General features: G+C 32.6%; 24 protein-coding genes. 19 read left to right on the forward strand and 5 right to left on the reverse strand.

Annotation, left to right across the window (positions count from 1 at the left end; genetic code table 11):
- Positions 1-40: 40 nt before the first annotated feature.
- Positions 41-1,210 (reverse strand): tyrosine-type recombinase/integrase, encoded by a 1,170-nt coding sequence (locus ACY191_RS06225; RefSeq protein WP_463269946.1) that lies wholly within the window; start codon positions 1,208-1,210, stop codon positions 41-43.
- A complete protein-coding gene (locus tag ACY191_RS06230) occupies positions 1,211-1,906 on the reverse strand; it encodes a helix-turn-helix domain-containing protein (protein WP_463269947.1) in 696 nt (231 codons plus the stop codon).
- A gap of 205 nt (positions 1,907-2,111) precedes the next feature.
- On the opposite strand from ACY191_RS06230, the gene ACY191_RS06235 reads away from it, so the two are divergent.
- The 16 genes from ACY191_RS06235 to ACY191_RS06310 all read left to right on the forward strand — a co-directional run bounded on the left by ACY191_RS06235 (position 2,112) and on the right by ACY191_RS06310 (position 13,107).
- On the forward strand, positions 2,112-2,294 hold the full coding sequence (locus ACY191_RS06235; protein WP_463269948.1) for a helix-turn-helix domain-containing protein: 183 nt from the start codon (positions 2,112-2,114) through the stop codon (positions 2,292-2,294).
- 3 nt (positions 2,295-2,297) lie between these two features.
- Complete coding sequence (locus ACY191_RS06240) at positions 2,298-2,603, forward strand: helix-turn-helix domain-containing protein (RefSeq protein WP_463269949.1); 306 nt, start codon at positions 2,298-2,300, stop codon at positions 2,601-2,603.
- Positions 2,600-2,770, forward strand: coding sequence for a hypothetical protein (locus ACY191_RS06245; protein WP_463269950.1), 171 nt, complete (start codon positions 2,600-2,602; stop codon positions 2,768-2,770). The genes ACY191_RS06240 and ACY191_RS06245 overlap by 4 nt, the downstream gene beginning before the upstream one ends.
- Position 2,771: 1 nt before the next feature.
- Entirely contained in the window at positions 2,772-3,182 is a 411-nt protein-coding gene (locus tag ACY191_RS06250) for a hypothetical protein (protein ID WP_069819095.1), read from the forward strand.
- 1 nt (position 3,183) lies between these two features.
- Positions 3,184-3,492: a hypothetical protein gene (locus ACY191_RS06255; protein WP_463269951.1), complete on the forward strand. Its 309-nt coding sequence runs from the start codon at positions 3,184-3,186 to the stop codon at positions 3,490-3,492.
- A 73-nt stretch (positions 3,493-3,565) separates the two neighbouring features.
- Positions 3,566-4,477 carry a primase alpha helix C-terminal domain-containing protein gene (locus tag ACY191_RS06260; RefSeq protein WP_463269952.1) on the forward strand — a complete coding sequence of 304 codons (912 nt, stop codon included), beginning with the start codon at positions 3,566-3,568 and terminating at the stop codon, positions 4,475-4,477.
- Positions 4,474-5,925 carry a DNA primase family protein gene (locus tag ACY191_RS06265; protein ID WP_463269953.1) on the forward strand — a complete coding sequence of 484 codons (1,452 nt, stop codon included), beginning with the start codon at positions 4,474-4,476 and terminating at the stop codon, positions 5,923-5,925. The genes ACY191_RS06260 and ACY191_RS06265 overlap by 4 nt, the downstream gene beginning before the upstream one ends.
- Positions 5,926-6,273: 348 nt before the next feature.
- Positions 6,274-6,582 (forward strand): hypothetical protein, encoded by a 309-nt coding sequence (locus tag ACY191_RS06270; protein ID WP_258085720.1) that lies wholly within the window; start codon positions 6,274-6,276, stop codon positions 6,580-6,582.
- Positions 6,583-6,777: 195 nt separating this feature from the next.
- Positions 6,778-7,983, forward strand: coding sequence for a phage portal protein (locus ACY191_RS06275; RefSeq protein ID WP_463269954.1), 1,206 nt, complete (start codon positions 6,778-6,780; stop codon positions 7,981-7,983).
- A complete protein-coding gene (locus tag ACY191_RS06280) occupies positions 7,970-8,539 on the forward strand; it encodes an HK97 family phage prohead protease (protein ID WP_313637700.1) in 570 nt (189 codons plus the stop codon). Before ACY191_RS06275 ends, ACY191_RS06280 begins: the two co-directional genes overlap by 14 nt.
- 1 nt (position 8,540) lies before the next feature.
- Positions 8,541-9,767 (forward strand): phage major capsid protein, encoded by a 1,227-nt coding sequence (locus ACY191_RS06285; protein ID WP_463269955.1) that lies wholly within the window; start codon positions 8,541-8,543, stop codon positions 9,765-9,767.
- Between the two features lie 133 nt (positions 9,768-9,900).
- Entirely contained in the window at positions 9,901-10,182 is a 282-nt protein-coding gene (locus ACY191_RS06290; RefSeq protein WP_463269956.1) for a head-tail connector protein, read from the forward strand.
- A complete protein-coding gene (locus ACY191_RS06295) occupies positions 10,175-10,465 on the forward strand; it encodes an HNH endonuclease (protein WP_463269957.1) in 291 nt (96 codons plus the stop codon). Before ACY191_RS06290 ends, ACY191_RS06295 begins: the two co-directional genes overlap by 8 nt.
- A gap of 138 nt (positions 10,466-10,603) precedes the next feature.
- Positions 10,604-10,936 (forward strand): hypothetical protein, encoded by a 333-nt coding sequence (locus ACY191_RS06300; protein WP_463269958.1) that lies wholly within the window; start codon positions 10,604-10,606, stop codon positions 10,934-10,936.
- Positions 10,929-12,572 carry a terminase large subunit gene (locus tag ACY191_RS06305; protein ID WP_463269959.1) on the forward strand — a complete coding sequence of 548 codons (1,644 nt, stop codon included), beginning with the start codon at positions 10,929-10,931 and terminating at the stop codon, positions 12,570-12,572. The genes ACY191_RS06300 and ACY191_RS06305 overlap by 8 nt, the downstream gene beginning before the upstream one ends.
- 214 nt (positions 12,573-12,786) lie before the next feature.
- On the forward strand, positions 12,787-13,107 hold the full coding sequence (locus ACY191_RS06310) for a phage head closure protein (protein ID WP_463269960.1): 321 nt from the start codon (positions 12,787-12,789) through the stop codon (positions 13,105-13,107).
- Between the two features lie 341 nt (positions 13,108-13,448).
- Here the strand turns inward: ACY191_RS06310 and ACY191_RS06315 are convergent, their stop codons facing one another.
- Positions 13,449-13,970 (reverse strand): hypothetical protein, encoded by a 522-nt coding sequence (locus ACY191_RS06315; RefSeq protein ID WP_463269961.1) that lies wholly within the window; start codon positions 13,968-13,970, stop codon positions 13,449-13,451.
- 113 nt (positions 13,971-14,083) lie between these two features.
- Here ACY191_RS06315 and ACY191_RS06320 point away from each other — a divergent pair, with 113 nt between their 5' ends.
- Positions 14,084-14,317 carry a hypothetical protein gene (locus ACY191_RS06320; RefSeq protein ID WP_463269962.1) on the forward strand — a complete coding sequence of 78 codons (234 nt, stop codon included), beginning with the start codon at positions 14,084-14,086 and terminating at the stop codon, positions 14,315-14,317.
- 555 nt (positions 14,318-14,872) lie between these two features.
- Here ACY191_RS06320 and ACY191_RS06325 read toward each other — a convergent pair.
- Together ACY191_RS06325 and ACY191_RS06330 are read right to left on the reverse strand one after the other, a co-directional pair.
- A complete protein-coding gene (locus ACY191_RS06325; protein WP_229366865.1) occupies positions 14,873-15,115 on the reverse strand; it encodes a hypothetical protein in 243 nt (80 codons plus the stop codon).
- A 279-nt stretch (positions 15,116-15,394) separates the two neighbouring features.
- Positions 15,395-15,958 carry a dihydrofolate reductase family protein gene (locus ACY191_RS06330; protein ID WP_229366866.1) on the reverse strand — a complete coding sequence of 188 codons (564 nt, stop codon included), beginning with the start codon at positions 15,956-15,958 and terminating at the stop codon, positions 15,395-15,397.
- Positions 15,959-16,327: 369 nt separating this feature from the next.
- Between ACY191_RS06330 and ACY191_RS06335 the strand changes: the two genes are divergently transcribed.
- Both ACY191_RS06335 and ACY191_RS06340 read left to right on the forward strand, forming a co-directional pair.
- Positions 16,328-17,494, forward strand: coding sequence for a YbfB/YjiJ family MFS transporter (locus ACY191_RS06335; RefSeq protein WP_229366867.1), 1,167 nt, complete (start codon positions 16,328-16,330; stop codon positions 17,492-17,494).
- A gap of 18 nt (positions 17,495-17,512) precedes the next feature.
- Complete coding sequence (locus ACY191_RS06340) at positions 17,513-18,358, forward strand: LysR family transcriptional regulator (protein ID WP_229366868.1); 846 nt, start codon at positions 17,513-17,515, stop codon at positions 18,356-18,358.
- Positions 18,359-18,536 lie beyond the last annotated feature (178 nt).

The raw sequence follows: 18,536 nt of genomic DNA on the forward strand, positions 1-18,536 counted from the left end.
ATATCAGTTATCCAATGGTCATAATTTGGTCATAGAAATTTTAAAATAAATTATTTGAGACGTTTTCCATAAGTTTACTGAACTTTTGGGAAGCGTCTTTTTTATATGATTCAGTAATCTTTGCGTAGATGTTCATTGTGGTATTTATGTCCTTATGGCGTAATCGTTCCTGAATTTCTTTTATATGCACACCAGCTTCAATTAAAAGGCTGCAATGCGTGTGTCTGAACGAGTGCGTCGTGATATTCTTATCAATATTAGTCTGTAGCATAATTGCCTGAATCCACTGTGACAGCTTCTTAATGACAAGTGGGTATCCGTTATTATCTGTGAATATAAAATCATTATCCACGTACAACTCATTTTTCCATTTGTCTTGCACATTCACTTTATAATCTTGAAGTAACTTAATAACGTTAGGATCAATTGAAATTTTGCCGATAGATGATTCTGTTTTTGGTGTGAGTATCTGATAATTTTTCTTATTGTTATTTGGATTGTAATAAGTTTTTGTGATACTTACCGTACATTCTTCATAGTCAATATCAGACCATTTAAGCGCTAATACTTCACCTGCACGCATGCCAGAATACGCAAGGAAGGTAAATAATTCAAAGCTATTCAGTGGCTTATGGTGGTTCTTAGCAACGCTTAAAAACTCGAATAATTCATCTTTTTCAAGAAACTTTTGTTTTAAGCTATTTTGTTCTAAATCCTCAACGGTAGGTTTAAATTTAGTCCTCTTAATTCCCTCAATAGGTGACTTAGCAATTATCTTCATATCTAACGCATACTTAAATATAAGGTTAGTTGAGCTTACAATACTATCAACATAATTTTTACTGAATCGAGTGCTTATATCGTCCACAAATGCTTGATAGTCACGCTTGGTTATAGTCTGTATACTTCTATTACCAAATTGTTGTTTAGCGTGATATATGGCTTTTTCTCTTGCTCTAACACTACTCACTTTTGCATTTCTACTATAGTGATTAATCCATTCATCAGCTACATAATTAAATGTATGAGTAGACGGCGCAATATATTCACCATTTCTTATTTGTCTTTCTACCATTTCAGCGTGATTCTTAGCATCAGACTTACGTGCAAAACCAGACTTAGATATATATTCATATTTATCAGTATTAGGGTTTTTGCCTAGTGATATACGGTATCGCCATGTATTTCCACGTTTTTCATAGTTTGCCATTTAATCTTTTTCATCCCCTCCATTTTTCAAATATTTAAACTCTTCAGTAAGTAAACTATCATCATAATCTAGTTTTTTTAATGTTTTTGAAATGATTTTCATATAGTCATCATACGTTGTTTTATCAATATCTCCATTTATGTGCATTGCCCCAACCTGGTTTGCTTGTGTTTTATATATTTGAGTTAAATAGTCATTTATCATTTCGTTAATGTGAATCATTTCCCAGTTATCTATTTCAACATTTCTAAAATATTTTTTATTGTTTATATCATTCAAATGAAAATTCAAATCATTAATTGGTTCTTCAAAAAAACTTTCGCTATACTTCCCTTTTTTGTTAGAAGAAAAAATATGTGGATCCGAAAAGTTTTGCACTATTTTTTTCATTTCCTCATTAGCATTGGCTTTTAATGAGTCCATTGAAGAAGGTAGTTTTTCGAAAACGTATGCACCATCTGCTAATCTATTTATCAAATCAATATAATAATTTGCATCGTCTACATCATTATCAAATATACCTAACAAATATTGTTGAATAAAATCATTTGATGGAGATAATTTTGCTTCATTTTCCACAGAACTAATGTAACTGTGCGAATAACCAATTTTTTTAGCTAAGCCCCTTGTAGTCAAATTAGTAGTGTTTCTCAAAGTTTTTAATATTCCACCAAGTCCAAAATATTCTTTATCCATTTTTATCACCTCACAAAAACAATATCACACAACAGAGTGCAAGAGAACAAAAATGTGATATTTGGATTGAAAAACTTCCTTTTTGGTGTACAAGAGTACAAAATAATCATTCTTGTGCTTGACTTATATATTTTAAAAATGTACTATGAAATTAGAAACCAAGAGAACATATAAATTAAATTTGGTTTCTAGGGAGGTTTTTGAAATGTTGTTAACTGTTAAAGAAACAGCAGAGTTACTTAGAATAAGCGAACGGTATACGTATCAACTTATTAAAAAAAATAAGTTACCACACATTAAGTTAGGTGGAAAAATATTGTGTGATAAGCAATCGTTAATGGATTATTTAAAATCTATTGAACAAGCTTCAATAAAAAAGGAGGCATAAACCATGTTTAATATCGGCATTGATGAAGATGAAGCACGTGAGTTGCTACAACAAGCAATTGATGAACGTGTAGAGGAATTGGCAAAAGAGAAATACTTTATGACTTATAACGAGTTATCAAAATATCTTAATTTATCTAAACCTACTATTGAAGATTTGCTAATCAAAAACGGAATGAAATATTTTCGTGTAGGTAGCACATACCGTTTTAAGAAGTCTGATGTAGATGATTTCATGGATCACATTACTTCGCAGATGGATATTACTAACAACGATCTAAAAAGTTTAAAGAAGGTGAATACAATATGAAATTATTCGGAACACTTATTGCAGCAAGCTCATTGACATCATCAGTGGTAGGTGTAGTAACGCAAGATATATTTAATAGTTTTGCTTTATATACGCCACTAGCTGTTTTGTCATGGGCAGTATCAGAATGGTTTAACGGAAGAAAACAATTATTGGAGGTTGAATAAGATGAAAGTTAGAGAATTTAAAAACAAATATGGTAGAGAGATTGGGCTAATGCTCATAAGTGAACGTATTAGAAATAGAGATTTCAGTAAAGATGATAGAAAAGTACATGAAATGCAACTTATCCAAGCTTACATGAAACAGCACGATGTTAACGATAAGTATATCGGTGAATTAGATATTTTAGATATGATACAAGATTTTGAAACGATGGTTCAAATGTCAGTATATGCAACCAATATATTAAAGAAAATGCAGGTTAAAAATTATGATATGGCTAATGAAATTAGTTACTTCTCACGAGAAGATGACTTAAATAATTTGTATCTTGCTAAATTAGAAATTGAAAAATTGATTAAAGCAATTGAGAAAAATAGACCAAACTACATTAATTTTTATAAGGAGAGTAAATAAGATGAATTATTCAGAAAAAGTACAAGAAAGCGTTGAGTTTGCAGATTTGAGAAATAAGGTTCAATCGTTGCTCGATTACCTTGGAATGGAAACATCAGAATTAGAAGATGAAAGAGAGTATGCAGTCAAGAAGAATCAGCCTATATATCACCAAGCTATTAATAACAATCTGAAAGCTAATTATATTGTCTCAAGCACTTTGCAAGCGATTAGAACAGACATTGAGAACATGCACGATGATATTCGAGCTGATATTAAGCAAGAAAAAAACGCATTATCTCATGCCGACCAAAGCGAAGATAACGCGTAAGAAATGAATACATGAGGTAATCATGCATAGATATTTTATCATGGTTGCCTCTCATTTTAAAAGAGGTGGAAAAATGAAAGAGTTTAACAAAATAAAATTGGATAACGATTTTCGTATATCCATTATACAATATGACAGCCTTTATGCCAACTCATTTAGAGATTTTGATACATGGAATTGGTCTGATTGGCTCAATAAATTACAAATACCAATGAATCATGCCGATAAATACAAACGTGGTTTAGTGCTTTATGGAGATGTAAAAGATGAAGTGAAAGACGGTGAAACAATACTGAAATACCGTAAAGACGACAATATTATCAATCGTTCTGTGATTACACTAGATTACGATGAGATTATTGATTTTAAGAGACTATACAATGCTATTTGCAAGCAATTAGAAAGATATTCTTGGGCATTTCATACCACGCATTCACATACTACTGATAAGCCACGTATACGCTTAATGATACCTTTAAATGAACCTGTGAACGCAGAGGATTATCGTAAGTATAGTAGGGCGTTAGCAAATCATGTTGGTTATGAAGTGGACGAAGCAAGTTTTGTACCATCACAAGCTATGGCACTACCAGTTAAACGTGATAAGGATGCCGTGTACATCTTTAAATATAATGATGCGCCTGCAATGGCGATTGATGACTTAAATCAGTTTTCCACAAATCTGGAAAACACTAAAAAAGACAAACCAATTACCATTAATTATTCCAATCAATATAAAAAAAGAGATTCGTCTTATTGGCGTGATCTTGCATTTGGAGTTGGTGAAGGTGAACGTAATCAAGCACTAGCTTCAATAAGTGGTTACTTATTGCGCAGATATGTTGAACCTGAACTTGTATATGGTTTAGTGAGTGCTTGGGCTATGAATTGCTCGCCACCTATTGAGCAAGAGGAAGTGAATAAAACCTTTATTTCAATACTGAAAAAAGATAAGAAGAATAAACAGAAAGGGGCTAATAAATGAGTGACAAAAGCGAAGTGTTAAGTCATATATCAGATTATCGTGAAGAAATAATTCAGCAAGAGGACGACAAGTTTAATCACACTGCCTTTAGTTATAATTTAGCTTCGAAATACAACATGATTATGATTGATGGTAACATTCATTTTTTCAATGGGAAATACTATCAACATTTAGATGAAGATACCATTAGACAAATTGCTTATTTAGAAATGCCACACATTAAGGAACATCAAAATAGGGAAGTGTTTTATAAATTAAAGGCAATGTCTATAAAGTTTAAAGATAAACAGCTAGAACCACATAAATTAGTTGTAGATAATGGTGTTTTAAACTTAAAAACGGGTGATTTAACAGACTATTCACCACAACATATATCTACAAGTAAGATTGACGTTAAATATGATAAGAATGTTGAAAGTGCAGTGCTTGAAAGGTTTATAAGAGGTGTTGCAGATGACGATTCTCAAATTGAAAAACTTATTTATCAAGTGATCGCATATTGTCTATACAAAGAAAATTTTTTAGAAAAAACAATATTCTTTTATAGTACAGGTACAAAAAATAAAAATGGCAGTAATGGTAAGTCAACATTACTTCAACTAATACAAAATTTTATTGGTCGAAGAAACACCACTGCTTTAAAATTCAAAGATTTAGGACATGAATTTAAACCAGCTCGTCTAATGGGCAAGATGGTTAATATTGATGATGATATGGATAATACTTTTATTAAAGATACAGGTAATTATAAATCAATTGCCACTGGTAACGTCATTAATGTTAATCCTAAAGGCAAACAGGATTTTGATTTTAAACCACACAACAAGCTATTGTTCGCTGGTAATAATATTCCGCAGGCAAGTGATAAGACATACGGTTTTTATCGACGTATGGTTATTGTTCCTATGAAGCGTACCTTTGGTGATGGTGGTTATGAAAAAGAGCTTGGACTTGATGAAAAGTTAAACCAACCTGAAATATTAACCGCATTATTAAATAAATGCATGGAACACCTGACTGAATTACTAGAAACAGGTGAGTTTACACAAGTAGATGAAAGCGATGAACTGGTAGAAAGTTACCAATATGAAAATGAACCAGTTAGACACTTTTTAGATATGGAAGGTAATAGACCTATACACCCTGTAGATGGTCGAGCAAGAGAAGTAGCGTACGAAATATATCGACAATGGGCAAAGCGTTACGGTTATGAAGTTATGAAGGTACACAGCTTCACTAAAGAATTAATAAGACTAGGTTATACGGTCGAACGTGTACATTCCCCGTTTAAAGGATACCAAATAGATTTTTACCATAAGCAAAGTAAAGTATTATTTGATGTTGCACCGTATGATATTGATGATAAATACAATGACAATACAAATATCATTGAGCCTAGAAAAGGAAGTAACTTGTATAAAAAAATAAATTCTGTGTCAGAGAAGTAGAGAAAAAAGTTACTTGATAAGACGAAAGTTACTTGATGTAGCTTGAAACACTAGAGCCAGTAAGGATTCAATACTAAGTAACTTTTTGAGTTTTAAAGTAACTTCTTAACATTTGAAGTAACTTTTACAGAATAACTAAGTAACTTTTACACAATGACTAAGTAACTTTTTGAGTTTTAAAGTAACTTTATAGCCCTACCAAGTAACTTTTATTCATGCTGTATTAAGAGTTAAACACTGTTATATCAATGTTCAATAACCATACTAAGTAACTTTTGCTTATATCAAGTAACTTTTATTTCACTCTCGTGACACACAGATACTATAAATAAGAATGGAGCATATACTATGAATAATATTAATCACCCTGATCATTTCGAAACATTAAACGAAGTTAAGCAAAATGCACTACTAGAATTTTGTTATTCAATCAATAAAATTAAGACATTTAACACAAGACATTCATCATATGGATTGAAACATGTCTTTGAAAGAAAATATCGTAAGGCGTTGTCTGGAACCTTTGAAGGTAGTTATGTAACTAATGGTCAATTTAAAGGCGCTATGTTGAAAGCCGGTTTTGATGTTAAAGACAAAAGTCGTCTTAATTGGCACTTTAACGCTAGTCAGAAAAGTATTAAAGAACTAGATAAATAACACTAAAATTAACCTCAAATGGTCCGACGTCGGACTCTTTAAAGATATTCCAGTTACTTTATGTCTTTATACAACTTAAACCCTTGTCATTATTGGATTTATATACCCTAGTGTGGTATAATTACATTAAATAATAGAACGTACGTACCCAAATAGAACGAATGTTTGGTAATTTTAAATAAAGCAGGTGAGCAAGTGCCAAAATGGATAGATAAGATGTTAGGAATTGACAAATTAGAACAACAGAATCAGAAGCATTTTGAAATGTTAAGTGGTGGTTTTAAGTCTTTATCATCATTTACTGGTGATGCATACAGTAACGATATATACCGTTCAGCCGTAGATTCAATTGCAAGACACATTGCTAAGTTAAGTGGTAAGCATGTGATAGATAATGCAAAAGATGAAACGAAAAACTCTAAAATAAACAGACTACTACAAGATAGACCGAATCCATATATGAGTGGATATGATTTCTTATACAAAATAGCAACACAATACTTTTTATACAACAACGCTTTTATATTAGTACAAAAGGATAATCGAGGTAACTTGTCGGGAATGTACCCACTCACACCGAATAGTGTTGAATTTGTGGTTGATGGTGCAGGCGAAGTATATATCAAGTGTTTGTTCAAAGAAGGTAAGATTGTTCACTTCCATATATCAGAGGTGGCAATATTACGCCGACACTTTAACAGTAACGAGTTATTGGGAGATAGTAACGACGCGATTATGGGAGCCTTAGAATTGGCACATACGCAAAATCAAGGTATGCAAGAGGCTATTAAAAATTCGGCTCAAATACGGGGCATTGTGAAGTACACACAAGCATTAAGCCCTAGTAAGTTAAAAGAAGCTAAAGAAGAATTTATGAATAATTATTTCACAATGGCTAATAATGGTGGTGTGATTCCAGTAGATACATCAATGGAATATCAACCGTTAAACGTGTCTGATGTACAAATAGACACGTCACAAATAGAAGCTGTAAAACGGAAAGTTTACGATTATCTCGGTATCAATGAATCAATAGTAACTGGTAATTATAACGAAGACCAATGGCAAGCATTTTTCGAGTCAATCGTTGAACCTTTTGCGATACAAATATCATCAGAATTAACTGAAAAGATATTTAGTGAACGTGAAAAAGCATTTGCGAATCGCATTATATTTGAATCATCTAAATTACAGTATGCAAGTAATAAATCTAAAACGAATGTTATTAAAGAATTGTTACCACTTGGTGTACTTACAATTAACCAAGCGTTGGATTTACTCAACTTACCTAATGTGGAAGATGGGGACGAACGTATACAGTCATTGAATTATATTGAGAAAGCACTAGCAAAGAATTATCAAATGGACGGTAAGGAGGACAACAGCAATGAAGGAAATTAGATCAGCAGAAATACAAACTGACTCACAAAATGGTGAGATGGTGCTTGAAGGTACACCGATTGTATTTGATAAACCAGCACTCATTAAGACACCTACAGGCACATATACAGAAGTGATTAAACGTAGTGCATTAGATGGCTTAAAGCTCAATGATACAAGGTTGTTAGTGTCACATGATATGAACCGAATCCCATTAGCAAAGTCACCTAAGACAATGGAGTTATGGACTGATGAGGTCGGTCTGCATATGAGGGCAACACTACCCGATACAGAAGAAGCACGCTCTTGCTTTCAGGCAGTTAGCAGGGGCGATATGACAGGCATGTCTTTCGGATTTACATGTAGTAATCAAGGTAATGATTACGATGTGAATACTAGAACTAGAACCATTAATAAGATTGATAAAGTATTAGAGTTTTCCATTGTGAATTATCCTGCTTATCAAGAAGCAAGTGTGGAAGCTCGTAATCAAATGCAAGATGCAGAAATTAAACAGCAACAAATTAACCAAGCAAAAATTAACTTAAATAAGTTATTTACAAAGGAGATTAAATAATATGTTTAATACAGTACAAGAAGCATTTAACCATTATAGAAACTCAAGTTTAGAAGAAATTGAAACACGTGCAGGGGAAATTAAAGGCACAATCGAGAATGACCCTGATGCAGATATTATTAAATTAAATGTAGAAATTGAAGGCTTAAATCAAGCTAAAGAAAACATTAAAGACAAAGAAAACAACGAAGGAGATGGCAATGTGGAAAATCGTTCATATAACCCAATTACAGGTGGACAAATCAGAGGACAACAAGAATTAAATAAGGATACTATTTTTGAATCTAACGAATATCGTTCAGCATTCTTTAAAACAATGCTAGGACAAGACTTATCTAATATTGAACAACGTGCATTTAATACAGCACAAGAAGTTGAATCACGTGCAGAAGGTTTTGCATCATCAAGTAATTCAAGCGCTGTGTTACCTGAACAAACTTTAAACGAAGTGATTTCTAAAGCACGTACACAAGGTGGACTTATTTCACATGTACGTAACTTTAATATCCCGACTAAGATTCGTATTCCAATTGGTACACCATCATCAATGGCTAACTGGCACACTGAAGGGAAAGAAGTACAAGCAGAACGCCCTGACACAGTGAATATTCAATTTGAAGGCAATGAGATTGTTAAAGTATTCTCAATCAGTGTAAAAGCTCAAACAATGAGTATCCAAGCGTTTGAACAATATCTTGTACAAGAATTAACACAAGCTGTCGTGGAAACAATCGATTATGCACTTGTGAACGGTACAGGTAACGAACAAGGTCAAGGTATCTTAACTGGTATCACTTGGGACACATCAAACACTGTAGAGCTTACAGGCGCTTACACAGACTTCACAAAAGCATTAGCATTAATGAAACGTGGCTATAATGCAGGTGCTAAATTTGCAATGAGTAACGCAACTTTATATAACACTGTGTACGGTGTGATGGACGCAAACCAACGCCCAATCTTTATCCAAGATGCTCAAAATGAAAGTGTAGGCTATATCTTTGGCAAAGAATGTATTCTGGATGACCATATCGAAGATGGAACAATTCTATTAGGTAACTTCCAATATGCAGGCTTTAACTTACCACAAGGCATTGCATTAGAGAAATCAACTGAATCATCATTCCGTAGTGGATTGATTGACTTTAGAGCAATGGCTATCGCAGATTGTAAACCATTAGTAGATGAGGCATTTGTTAAGTTATCAGGTGCAACACCAACAGCATAAACTATATAGAACAGTTAGGGCATCAGTTGTGACTGGTGTCCTTTCTTATAATAAGATATGGACCGTGGTCCACATGTAAACAACATATACCGTTACGGACCAAGGACCGGAACGGAGTAAAGGAAGTGAACATATGATTATAAGTATAGAAGATGCACGCAATGCATTAAGAGTTGATGGAGATTACAACGATGATGTGATACTACCATTGATAGAATCAATACCAAGTTACTTAGAGTTGACGACTGGTCGTGATTGGTTAGATTATGAAGTTCACCCATTGGCAAAGACAGTATCAGGATTCATATTGCAATTATGGTTTGACCCACAGACACAGGACAGTGAGAGACTTAAACGTACGATAGATGGCTTATTGGTATCATTAACAGCTTTAGGACGCTCATACAATGGCTAGAAGTGTATCAGAACGCTTTTATCGTACGAGTAAGTGGGAGAAGTGTAGGACTGGCTACATGTCATCGCAACATTATATATGTGAGCGATGTGGAGGACTAGCTACGATATGTCATCACAAAGTTTGGTTGAATGAGAGCAATGTGAATGATCCAATGGTTACTTATAATTGGGATTTGTTAGAAGCATTGTGTATCGACTGTCATAACAAAGAACATTTTGGAAGTCATGCAGTCGCAGAAGGATTACAATTTGATGAAAAAGGAAATTTAATAAAAATATAATATAATTTTAAAATTAAAGACCCCCCATTTATTTTTTAGAAGTCGTGACCAAAGGGAAACGGCGATGGGCACAACTTTTCCTCTACTCAAGATTTAGAATATTTAGGGGTGCCTAAACTTATATAAGGAGTAAAATATATGAATAATTTATACAATTCAATTAATTTAGATAAAGTTAAAGCACAGATTGATAAAGAAGAAAACATGAACCAAGCAGTGGCATATGATCTACTAGAAGAATTGGTATTCATGAAAGAAGCAATGGAAGAACTCAAGAAAACCATACAGCTTCATGGTGCTACGTATATATTCAAGCAAGGGGAACAAGAATATCTTAAAGAAAACCCTGCTATGAAGTCATACAACACCACTGTGACTAAGTACAATGCAACAATGAAACAATTATTATCCTTAATACCTGAACAGTCTGATAAATCTGATGCATTTATGGACTTTGTAGAAAATGCCTAACTATATTGAGCAGTATTACCAAGCAATCCAAGATGGTAGTATTACTGTTTCAAAACGTGTTAAGAAACAATATCAGAATTTAATTAAGGATATGAAAGACCACCCGAAATATGTATTTGATGAAGCTAAAGCGAACCGTCCTATTAAGTTTATAGAATCATTCTGTAAGCATTCTAAAGGGGAATTGGCAGGCAAACCATTAGTATTAGACTTATTCCAACGTGCGTATATATCGGCGCTATTTGGCTTTGTAGATAAGGACACAGGTTATCGTCGTTACACTGAATCATTCTTCTTTGTAGGGCGTAAAAATGGTAAGAGTACCATGCTTGCTGCGATTGCATTATATATGTTGATTGCAGATGGTGAAAGTGGCTCAGAAGTGTACTCAGTTGCATCTAAACGTGACCAAGCTAACATACTGTTTGACCAAGCACATGAAATGATTAAGCAAAGCCCAGATTTAAATAAAAATATTCGTAAGCGTAAAAGTGATTTATATTTTCCACATAACTTTAGCAAGATGCAATCACTAGGCAAAAACTCTAACTCACTTGATGGGCTTAATGCTCAACTTGTGGTCATTGATGAATTGCACTCAATCCAAGACAGAAATTTATATGAAGTAATGAAACAATCACAATCGGCACGTACACAACCTTTACTCATCATGATTACGACTGCTGGTACACATCGGGGCACTATATTTGATGACTTATACGAGTATGCATGTAACGTGGTTGATGGTAATTTTGAAGATGATAACTTTTTACCAGTTATGTATGAGTTAGATCACAAGGCAGAATACAAGCTACCGGATTGTTGGCAAAAGGCAAATCCTGCACTAGGTGTATCTAAAAAGGTTGAGGACATTGAGCGTAAAGTGGCACGTGCTAAAAATAATATGAATGACTTAACAGGTATCTTAACGAAAGATTTTAACATACGTGAAGTAACCAATAATGCATGGCTTACATTTGAAGCAATCAACAATGAAGCTACATTTGATATTAAAGACTTTGCAGGTTGGTATGCGATAGGTGGTGCTGACTTATCCATAACTACAGATTTAAGTTGTGCCACATTATTATTCATAGATCCTGATACAGAAATGCGTTACGTCCATCAGATGTATTGGCTACCTGAGGACAATCTCAGAAAGCGTGTAGACGAGGATAAGATACCGTATGACAAATGGTATGAACAAGGCTTACTAAGGCTATGTAGTGGCAATACAATCGACTACAGCGACATCACAGACTGGTTTCTTGAGATGTTGAATGACTACGATATTACGCCACTGTGGATATATTATGATAACTATTCGGCTAGATATTGGGTAGATGAAATGGAAGGTTACGGCTTTAAATTAGTACGTACGCCACAAGGGGCTAAAACATTAAGTTTACCAATGCAGAATATGGGCGCTGATTTAGAGAAGCATAAAATTAATTATAATAACCATCCTATATTGAAGTGGTGTTTAACGAACACTGGTGTAGAAACTGATAGGAACGGCAATATCGTACCTATTAAGAATCAATCACCGAAACGACGTATAGATGGCACAGCGTCCATGTTAGATTCGTATGTTGGACTATTTGATAACTATGAGCAATTCTTAAGGGCGATGTAAGCGCGCGCGCGCCTGAGTTTGTCCAATTGTTGGACAAATGTCGAAGCGCTTCGATGTTTCAAAATTGCGCTCGTGCGCAAATGTTGGCACATACCAACAAAAAGCGTAGTGCAACAGTTGCACAGCGAAAAGTTTTGTCGTCAAAACGAATACGACCACATGGTCGCATTTCAAATTGTGCGATGTCGCATAATATATAAAAGAGGTGAAACAAATGGCATATCATTTTAATAATAGAATAGAGATTAAAGGTTATAAGCAAGACCCTAATGCGTTTTTTCCTGATGATCCAATGATTCCATATACGGTTGCTAAACCATGGGCGGATATCAAAACACTCAAAGGTGATGAATTTATAACGAGTATTGGACTTGAAGCAAATAAACAGCCGATACGCTTTATCATTCGTTATCGTAAAGGTATTGAACATCATCACAAAGTGAAATATCAAGGTAAAGAATACGATATTGAATCTATTACAAATGACAATGGTATGAATCACACACTGACATTATTTGCTACAAGTGTAGAATAATTACTAGCCTACTTTAATTAGTGGGCTTTTTGTATGCTGAGAAGTGGATTGTGTTGCATCGAGAAACTAATAATTGGATAGTTGGTAATTAAACGTAAAAAAACCACCCTATAAAGGATGGCTATTATATGGATATAGACCCATAAACTGCAAAACAATATCTTTTATTTGAACCATATGCAAACAAAATTCATTTGTATAGACATAGATTTTCTCAAGTGAACCCAACTTGAGAAGTGATGATTTAGAAAACATCGAGCAACCCTATACGACAAATGAACTTAAGACTGTACCTTTTAGGTACAATTACATTATACCATAAATTAAGACCTGGTACTAATTTATAATGTATTTTCTGGTATCAAACTTACAAAGTCAAATTCTGCATCTTCATCAACTTTTATGAAGTTAATAGGTAATTTGTCGATTAAATTGTTCACATTATAAATATAAGGTGGTATTGTTTCACTGAATTCTATATTATAGTGTACTGATGTTTCATCTAATAATCTTAAATAATCAACACTTGATAATCTACTACTAGCTTTAATTAAGATACCTAAATCTGTTTTACCAAGCTCTCCAGAATGGTGTGCTGTAAAATGTTTCCATTCACTATTTTTTACGTTGATGTATTTAAAAGATTCTTCATAAGATTCTTCATGTAAATCTGCTAGATCCGATAAATTTAACAATTTAATGTAGAAACGTCTAAAATTAAAATCAGTTTTTAGACTGGGTACAAAGTTTCCTGAATAAGTATTCCCTTTAAGTCCAAAGACTAGTTTAAATTCTTTACTGTCCGAATGTGCGTTAACTATTTGTAATAAAAAATCTAGTTGCTGTAATTCTGAAATTTTCATAAATATTTCCCCCAATGTATTTGATAATACAATTATAGCAGATAAGTTTATAATTATAATGATATTTATAGTATAATTGAGATAATAAAATAAAAAAGGGGACATGAATAAAAATGGATGCAAATTTAGTAAGAGGATTATTACAAAAAGATGAAGTACAAGGGTTAGATTTATTTTTTGTATCTGGAGAAAAGGAACGTATTACAAAAATTAATGAAAAAGAATCAGCTGGTAATATATTAGTCGTAATAAAACCTTATGATTTAATTATTAATTTGAATCATGTGACTAAAATAAAGAGTTTAGCTAATATCGGTGGTCGTGTATCATCTGTTAATGCTTTTTAAAAGGAATCTCACGCATACGGGAATGAATAAGTTTTGTGTGGTCATAATTTGGTCATAACAGAATAAAAAAACTAAAAATAATGGCATATGTAAATTTATAAAACATTGATTTAACGGTCTTTTGTTAACGTATTTATAGTAGTTTGTATATATACAGAATGCCTGGAATGATGTAAAACGGCTTATAAAAGCCGTTGTTACAACGTTTTTCGATTTTCGAAGACATAACAATGACTTAAAAAGTTCAAATAAATGCCCGATAGGTTCAGCTGAACTTGTCGGGCATTAAAATTATTCTTTGAGACGCTTTCCATGAGTTTACTAAACTTTTGGGAGGTGTCTTTGTTATATGAAATATAATGTAATTTGTATTGTTTAAAAGTGATTATCTACTATTAATATCTATTTTAGGCATTTAACAAATAGTTGGATTAGTAGCGGAAATATAAAAAATTTCAATAGATAATTTATAGTCGCTGACTCTTAGTCTTCGTTTACATAACTAAATTGGCAATAGAGCAAAGTAACCATCTATTTATAATTTAGAGATGGCCATTAATTATTTATTATACTTATTAAATATAAAATACCTGCTATTAAATACAGTAACGCAATGACTTTCGATCTTCTAATATATACAATAAACATAGTTATAAAGAAGGCGAAAAAATATAAATTTCCAAATTGATTATTAATATGTATATAATCAAACAGGATTAAAGCTCCCAAGGTTAGAAATACGATAGCAAAAACAGTAAATATCATTTCATAAACATTTAGTTTATCGTCTTTTTTCATAAAATCACTCCTGCTAGAATAATTTTTAGCATAGATTGTTTTTATAAAGTGAATAACAGTGGTATTGTTGAACCAATTTGATATGTTTATGGTGATGTTAGGTTGTTAATTTATTGATTATAAGCATGAGTCATAATAGAAAGTGCTATCATTAATTAAATTGTTATGGATATCATTACTTTTTAATTAATTTTTTCTATTAGCAGTTTTATTACTTTGATGTTAATTTTACTTTTAGTAAACGTTTGGCATAATATTATCATCAAGATTTCTATAATTCTAGTGGGTACGATAAATGAGTTGAACGACACCGGAAGTAAAGGTGTTTGTTTCAATCAATGTTAAATTTAATCTATGCTTTAAATCATCGAATAGTGGTTTTCCTGATCCCAAGATAACAGGGTGTATTGAGAGTCTATATTCGTCAATCAAATTTAATTCAATAAATGTAGTGATTAGGCTTGAACCACCATATAACCATAGGTTTTTTGTAGATTCTTGTTTTAATCGATTCACTGTTTTGGAAATATCTTTGCTGATAACGTGAACATTTTCCTCTGGATAGGTTTGCGATTTAGAAAATACATATTTTACTTTGCTGTGAATTATATTCCACATTTCCTTTTCATCTTCAGTTGCGTCATTCGTTGGCGTGAATTGTCCCCATAAATCATAACTTTTTCTTCCATATAGTATTGTATCAATTTGATTTAGGAACGTTGTAAAGGACATCTCAGGATCCATGATGCACCAATCAACTTCACCATTTTCTCCTTCGATAAATCCGTCTAATGTAATAGCCAAATCTAAAATTACCTTGCTGGTCTCCGATTTCGAAGTCATCATCATACCTCCTATTATACGAAAGATTGTCTATCGCTTAATACTATTGATTATATTTCGATATTATCATAAGCACAACTACACGTCACTTGGACATCATTTTTAACTCTAAGTTACGTCATAATAACGTGTAGAATGAATTGTAATGTCTATGGCATCAATTTAGAAAATGATTCATCTAACATGATTACACGATAAATGCGTATAAGAGGAAAAATAAATTTATAGAATTATAAGGAGAAATTGACTTAAATCGGAAGAATTATCATCAATAATATTGATTAAATTAATCAAAAATCATCATTTTTATTGATAGAAGTTTCGCCGTATAATATAAAGTATAATTCTGATTCGAAAAGAGGGCAAAGCATGTTAGATAGAACGTACAAGCAATTGATATTAGGAATGATAGCCTTATTTATAGTTATGGCAATCAGTAGGTTTGCATTTACACCAATATTACCGATTATGCAATCAGCTACAGCGTTAAATAGTCAAACTTCAGGTTATTTAGCAACTTCCAATTATTTAGGTTATCTGATTGGCGCTATTATACCAATTTGGTTTGTTTTCAAATCAAAAGCGATCGATTTGAAAATATATTTACTAATTAATATTGCTAGTACAGTATTAATGGGAGTATCGAACCATTATGTTGTATGGTTGGTCTTACGTTTAATAGGCGGTATTACTAGTGGTACAGTGTTTGTATTGGCTTCTAATATTGTGTTAGATGCATTAAGACAAGCACATAAAGAAAGTATTTCTGGTCTATTGTATAGTGCTGTTGGTATGGGACTCTTTGTAAGTAGTATTTATATATTTTTCGCTACGAGTTATGTATCGTGGCAAGCGTTATGGATTACATTAGGTATATTTTCAATGATTATAGCCATGTTTGTCTTTTTTACAATGAAAGATAATACACCTTTGAAAAAGGAGAGTGCACAAGGTCATAACCATTTAGCAACACAATCTATTAATGCTAAATTTAAAAGATATTTCTATATTGCATATTTCTGTGAGGGGGCAGGATATATTATAACAGGTACATTTTTAGTTGTTATTGTAAAATCTATACCGCAATTTGCAGACTATGCTTCGCTCAGTTGGATGTTTGTTGGATTAGGTGCAATTCCTTCAACAGTACTTTGGTCAATGATTGCTGATAAGATCACTAGAGAGAAAGCAATATATTTAGCATTTACTTTGCAGATAATTGGTGTTTGTTTACCAATCTTTTCTCATAATATAGTTAGCATTATTATTAGTTCTATATTATTTGGCGGTACTTTCTTAGGTCTAACTACACTCTTTTTATCTCAAGGTCAAACTATGATGTATCGCTTTAATACTAAGACTAACTTTGTTGCCTCGTTAACCGTAATCTATAGTGTAGGACAAATGATTGCGCCTAGTATATCAGGTGTTTTGATAGGTGAATCGGGAAATTATAACTTAGCTTTAGGATTTGCAACGGTTATTTTATTGGTTGGTTTGATCAGTAGTGCTAAGAGTTATAGCGTGATGCGTTAAATTGGAGTGATATGAAAAATGCAAATTGAGGATTTAAAAACATTTAAAACGGTATGTGATATGAAAAGTTTTACCAAAGCTGCAATTGAATTAAACTACGTACAGTCAAATGTAACTGCTAAGATTAAGCGTTTGGAAAAACATTACGATGCGCAACTACTTTATAGAGATAAGAGAGAAATTACACCTACAGCAAAAGGTCAGGTACTCTTAACTTATATTAATGACATACTTTCTCTTGTAGCAAAAGCAGAAGCAGATATTGTTAAAGTAAAACAATCCACATTAAAAATTGGTTCAATTGAAACGATTGCAGCGACAAGGTTACCTGAAATATTGGAAGCCTTTCGCAGAACAGATAATAACACTAAATTAAATGTTACTACTGGTTCATCTAAACAGCTCATTGAGTATATTAAAGCTAGAAATCTAGACGGCGCATTTTTATCAGGAGAGGTTAATGAAAAAGAACTGTTACAAGTCCCATTATACGAAGAAAGAATGATTGTTATTTCTCAAAAGGGTAGTGAGGACTTGTTACAGACTAACCTACCACAATCAATTATTGTCTTTGAACAAGGGTGTTTTTATAGAAGTTACTTTGAACATTGGTTGGACTATAATCATATAGCTATTCAAAGTGTCATGACTTTAAATACTTTAGATGGTATTTTAGGTTGTGTGAAAGCTGGCATAGGCATTGCAATGTTACCATTGTCTGTATTACATAACAGACCTGATATTGATGTTGATTTTTATGAAATAAATGAAATTTTTGAAGATGTACCCATTTCTTTTGTTTATCGTAAAGACAATATAGGTACACCTGCCTTTTTACAATTATTAGCTATCTTACAGAAATAATTATTGAATAAGGTTAATGCTTTGTCTAACTCCATCGTAATATTACAGCATATGTTAGTGTTAATAAGTTGATTTAATTTCTAATAAGGAATGAATTTGATATGCTACTTATTAGCTATTGATATTTTATAAATATTCTAGTATTTATTGTGCACTGAATAAACATTTGATATTAGGG

The sequence above is a fragment of the Staphylococcus sp. TCBT05 genome (genome assembly GCF_055179755.1).

Coding starts and splice junctions, on each gene's coding strand:
- ACY191_RS06225 (WP_463269946.1), bottom strand. CDS start 1,210: ATGGCAAACTATGAAAAACGTGGAAATACATGGCGATACCGTATATCA.
- ACY191_RS06230 (WP_463269947.1), bottom strand. CDS start 1,906: ATGGATAAAGAATATTTTGGACTTGGTGGAATATTAAAAACTTTGAGA.
- ACY191_RS06235 (WP_463269948.1), top strand. CDS start 2,112: ATGTTGTTAACTGTTAAAGAAACAGCAGAGTTACTTAGAATAAGCGAA.
- ACY191_RS06240 (WP_463269949.1), top strand. CDS start 2,298: ATGTTTAATATCGGCATTGATGAAGATGAAGCACGTGAGTTGCTACAA.
- ACY191_RS06245 (WP_463269950.1), top strand. CDS start 2,600: ATGAAATTATTCGGAACACTTATTGCAGCAAGCTCATTGACATCATCA.
- ACY191_RS06250 (WP_069819095.1), top strand. CDS start 2,772: ATGAAAGTTAGAGAATTTAAAAACAAATATGGTAGAGAGATTGGGCTA.
- ACY191_RS06255 (WP_463269951.1), top strand. CDS start 3,184: ATGAATTATTCAGAAAAAGTACAAGAAAGCGTTGAGTTTGCAGATTTG.
- ACY191_RS06260 (WP_463269952.1), top strand. CDS start 3,566: ATGAAAGAGTTTAACAAAATAAAATTGGATAACGATTTTCGTATATCC.
- ACY191_RS06265 (WP_463269953.1), top strand. CDS start 4,474: ATGAGTGACAAAAGCGAAGTGTTAAGTCATATATCAGATTATCGTGAA.
- ACY191_RS06270 (WP_258085720.1), top strand. CDS start 6,274: ATGAATAATATTAATCACCCTGATCATTTCGAAACATTAAACGAAGTT.
- ACY191_RS06280 (WP_313637700.1), top strand. CDS start 7,970: ATGAAGGAAATTAGATCAGCAGAAATACAAACTGACTCACAAAATGGT.
- ACY191_RS06285 (WP_463269955.1), top strand. CDS start 8,541: ATGTTTAATACAGTACAAGAAGCATTTAACCATTATAGAAACTCAAGT.
- ACY191_RS06290 (WP_463269956.1), top strand. CDS start 9,901: ATGATTATAAGTATAGAAGATGCACGCAATGCATTAAGAGTTGATGGA.
- ACY191_RS06295 (WP_463269957.1), top strand. CDS start 10,175: ATGGCTAGAAGTGTATCAGAACGCTTTTATCGTACGAGTAAGTGGGAG.
- ACY191_RS06300 (WP_463269958.1), top strand. CDS start 10,604: ATGAATAATTTATACAATTCAATTAATTTAGATAAAGTTAAAGCACAG.
- ACY191_RS06305 (WP_463269959.1), top strand. CDS start 10,929: ATGCCTAACTATATTGAGCAGTATTACCAAGCAATCCAAGATGGTAGT.
- ACY191_RS06310 (WP_463269960.1), top strand. CDS start 12,787: ATGGCATATCATTTTAATAATAGAATAGAGATTAAAGGTTATAAGCAA.
- ACY191_RS06315 (WP_463269961.1), bottom strand. CDS start 13,970: ATGAAAATTTCAGAATTACAGCAACTAGATTTTTTATTACAAATAGTT.
- ACY191_RS06320 (WP_463269962.1), top strand. CDS start 14,084: ATGGATGCAAATTTAGTAAGAGGATTATTACAAAAAGATGAAGTACAA.
- ACY191_RS06325 (WP_229366865.1), bottom strand. CDS start 15,115: ATGAAAAAAGACGATAAACTAAATGTTTATGAAATGATATTTACTGTT.
- ACY191_RS06330 (WP_229366866.1), bottom strand. CDS start 15,958: ATGACTTCGAAATCGGAGACCAGCAAGGTAATTTTAGATTTGGCTATT.
- ACY191_RS06335 (WP_229366867.1), top strand. CDS start 16,328: ATGTTAGATAGAACGTACAAGCAATTGATATTAGGAATGATAGCCTTA.
- ACY191_RS06340 (WP_229366868.1), top strand. CDS start 17,513: ATGCAAATTGAGGATTTAAAAACATTTAAAACGGTATGTGATATGAAA.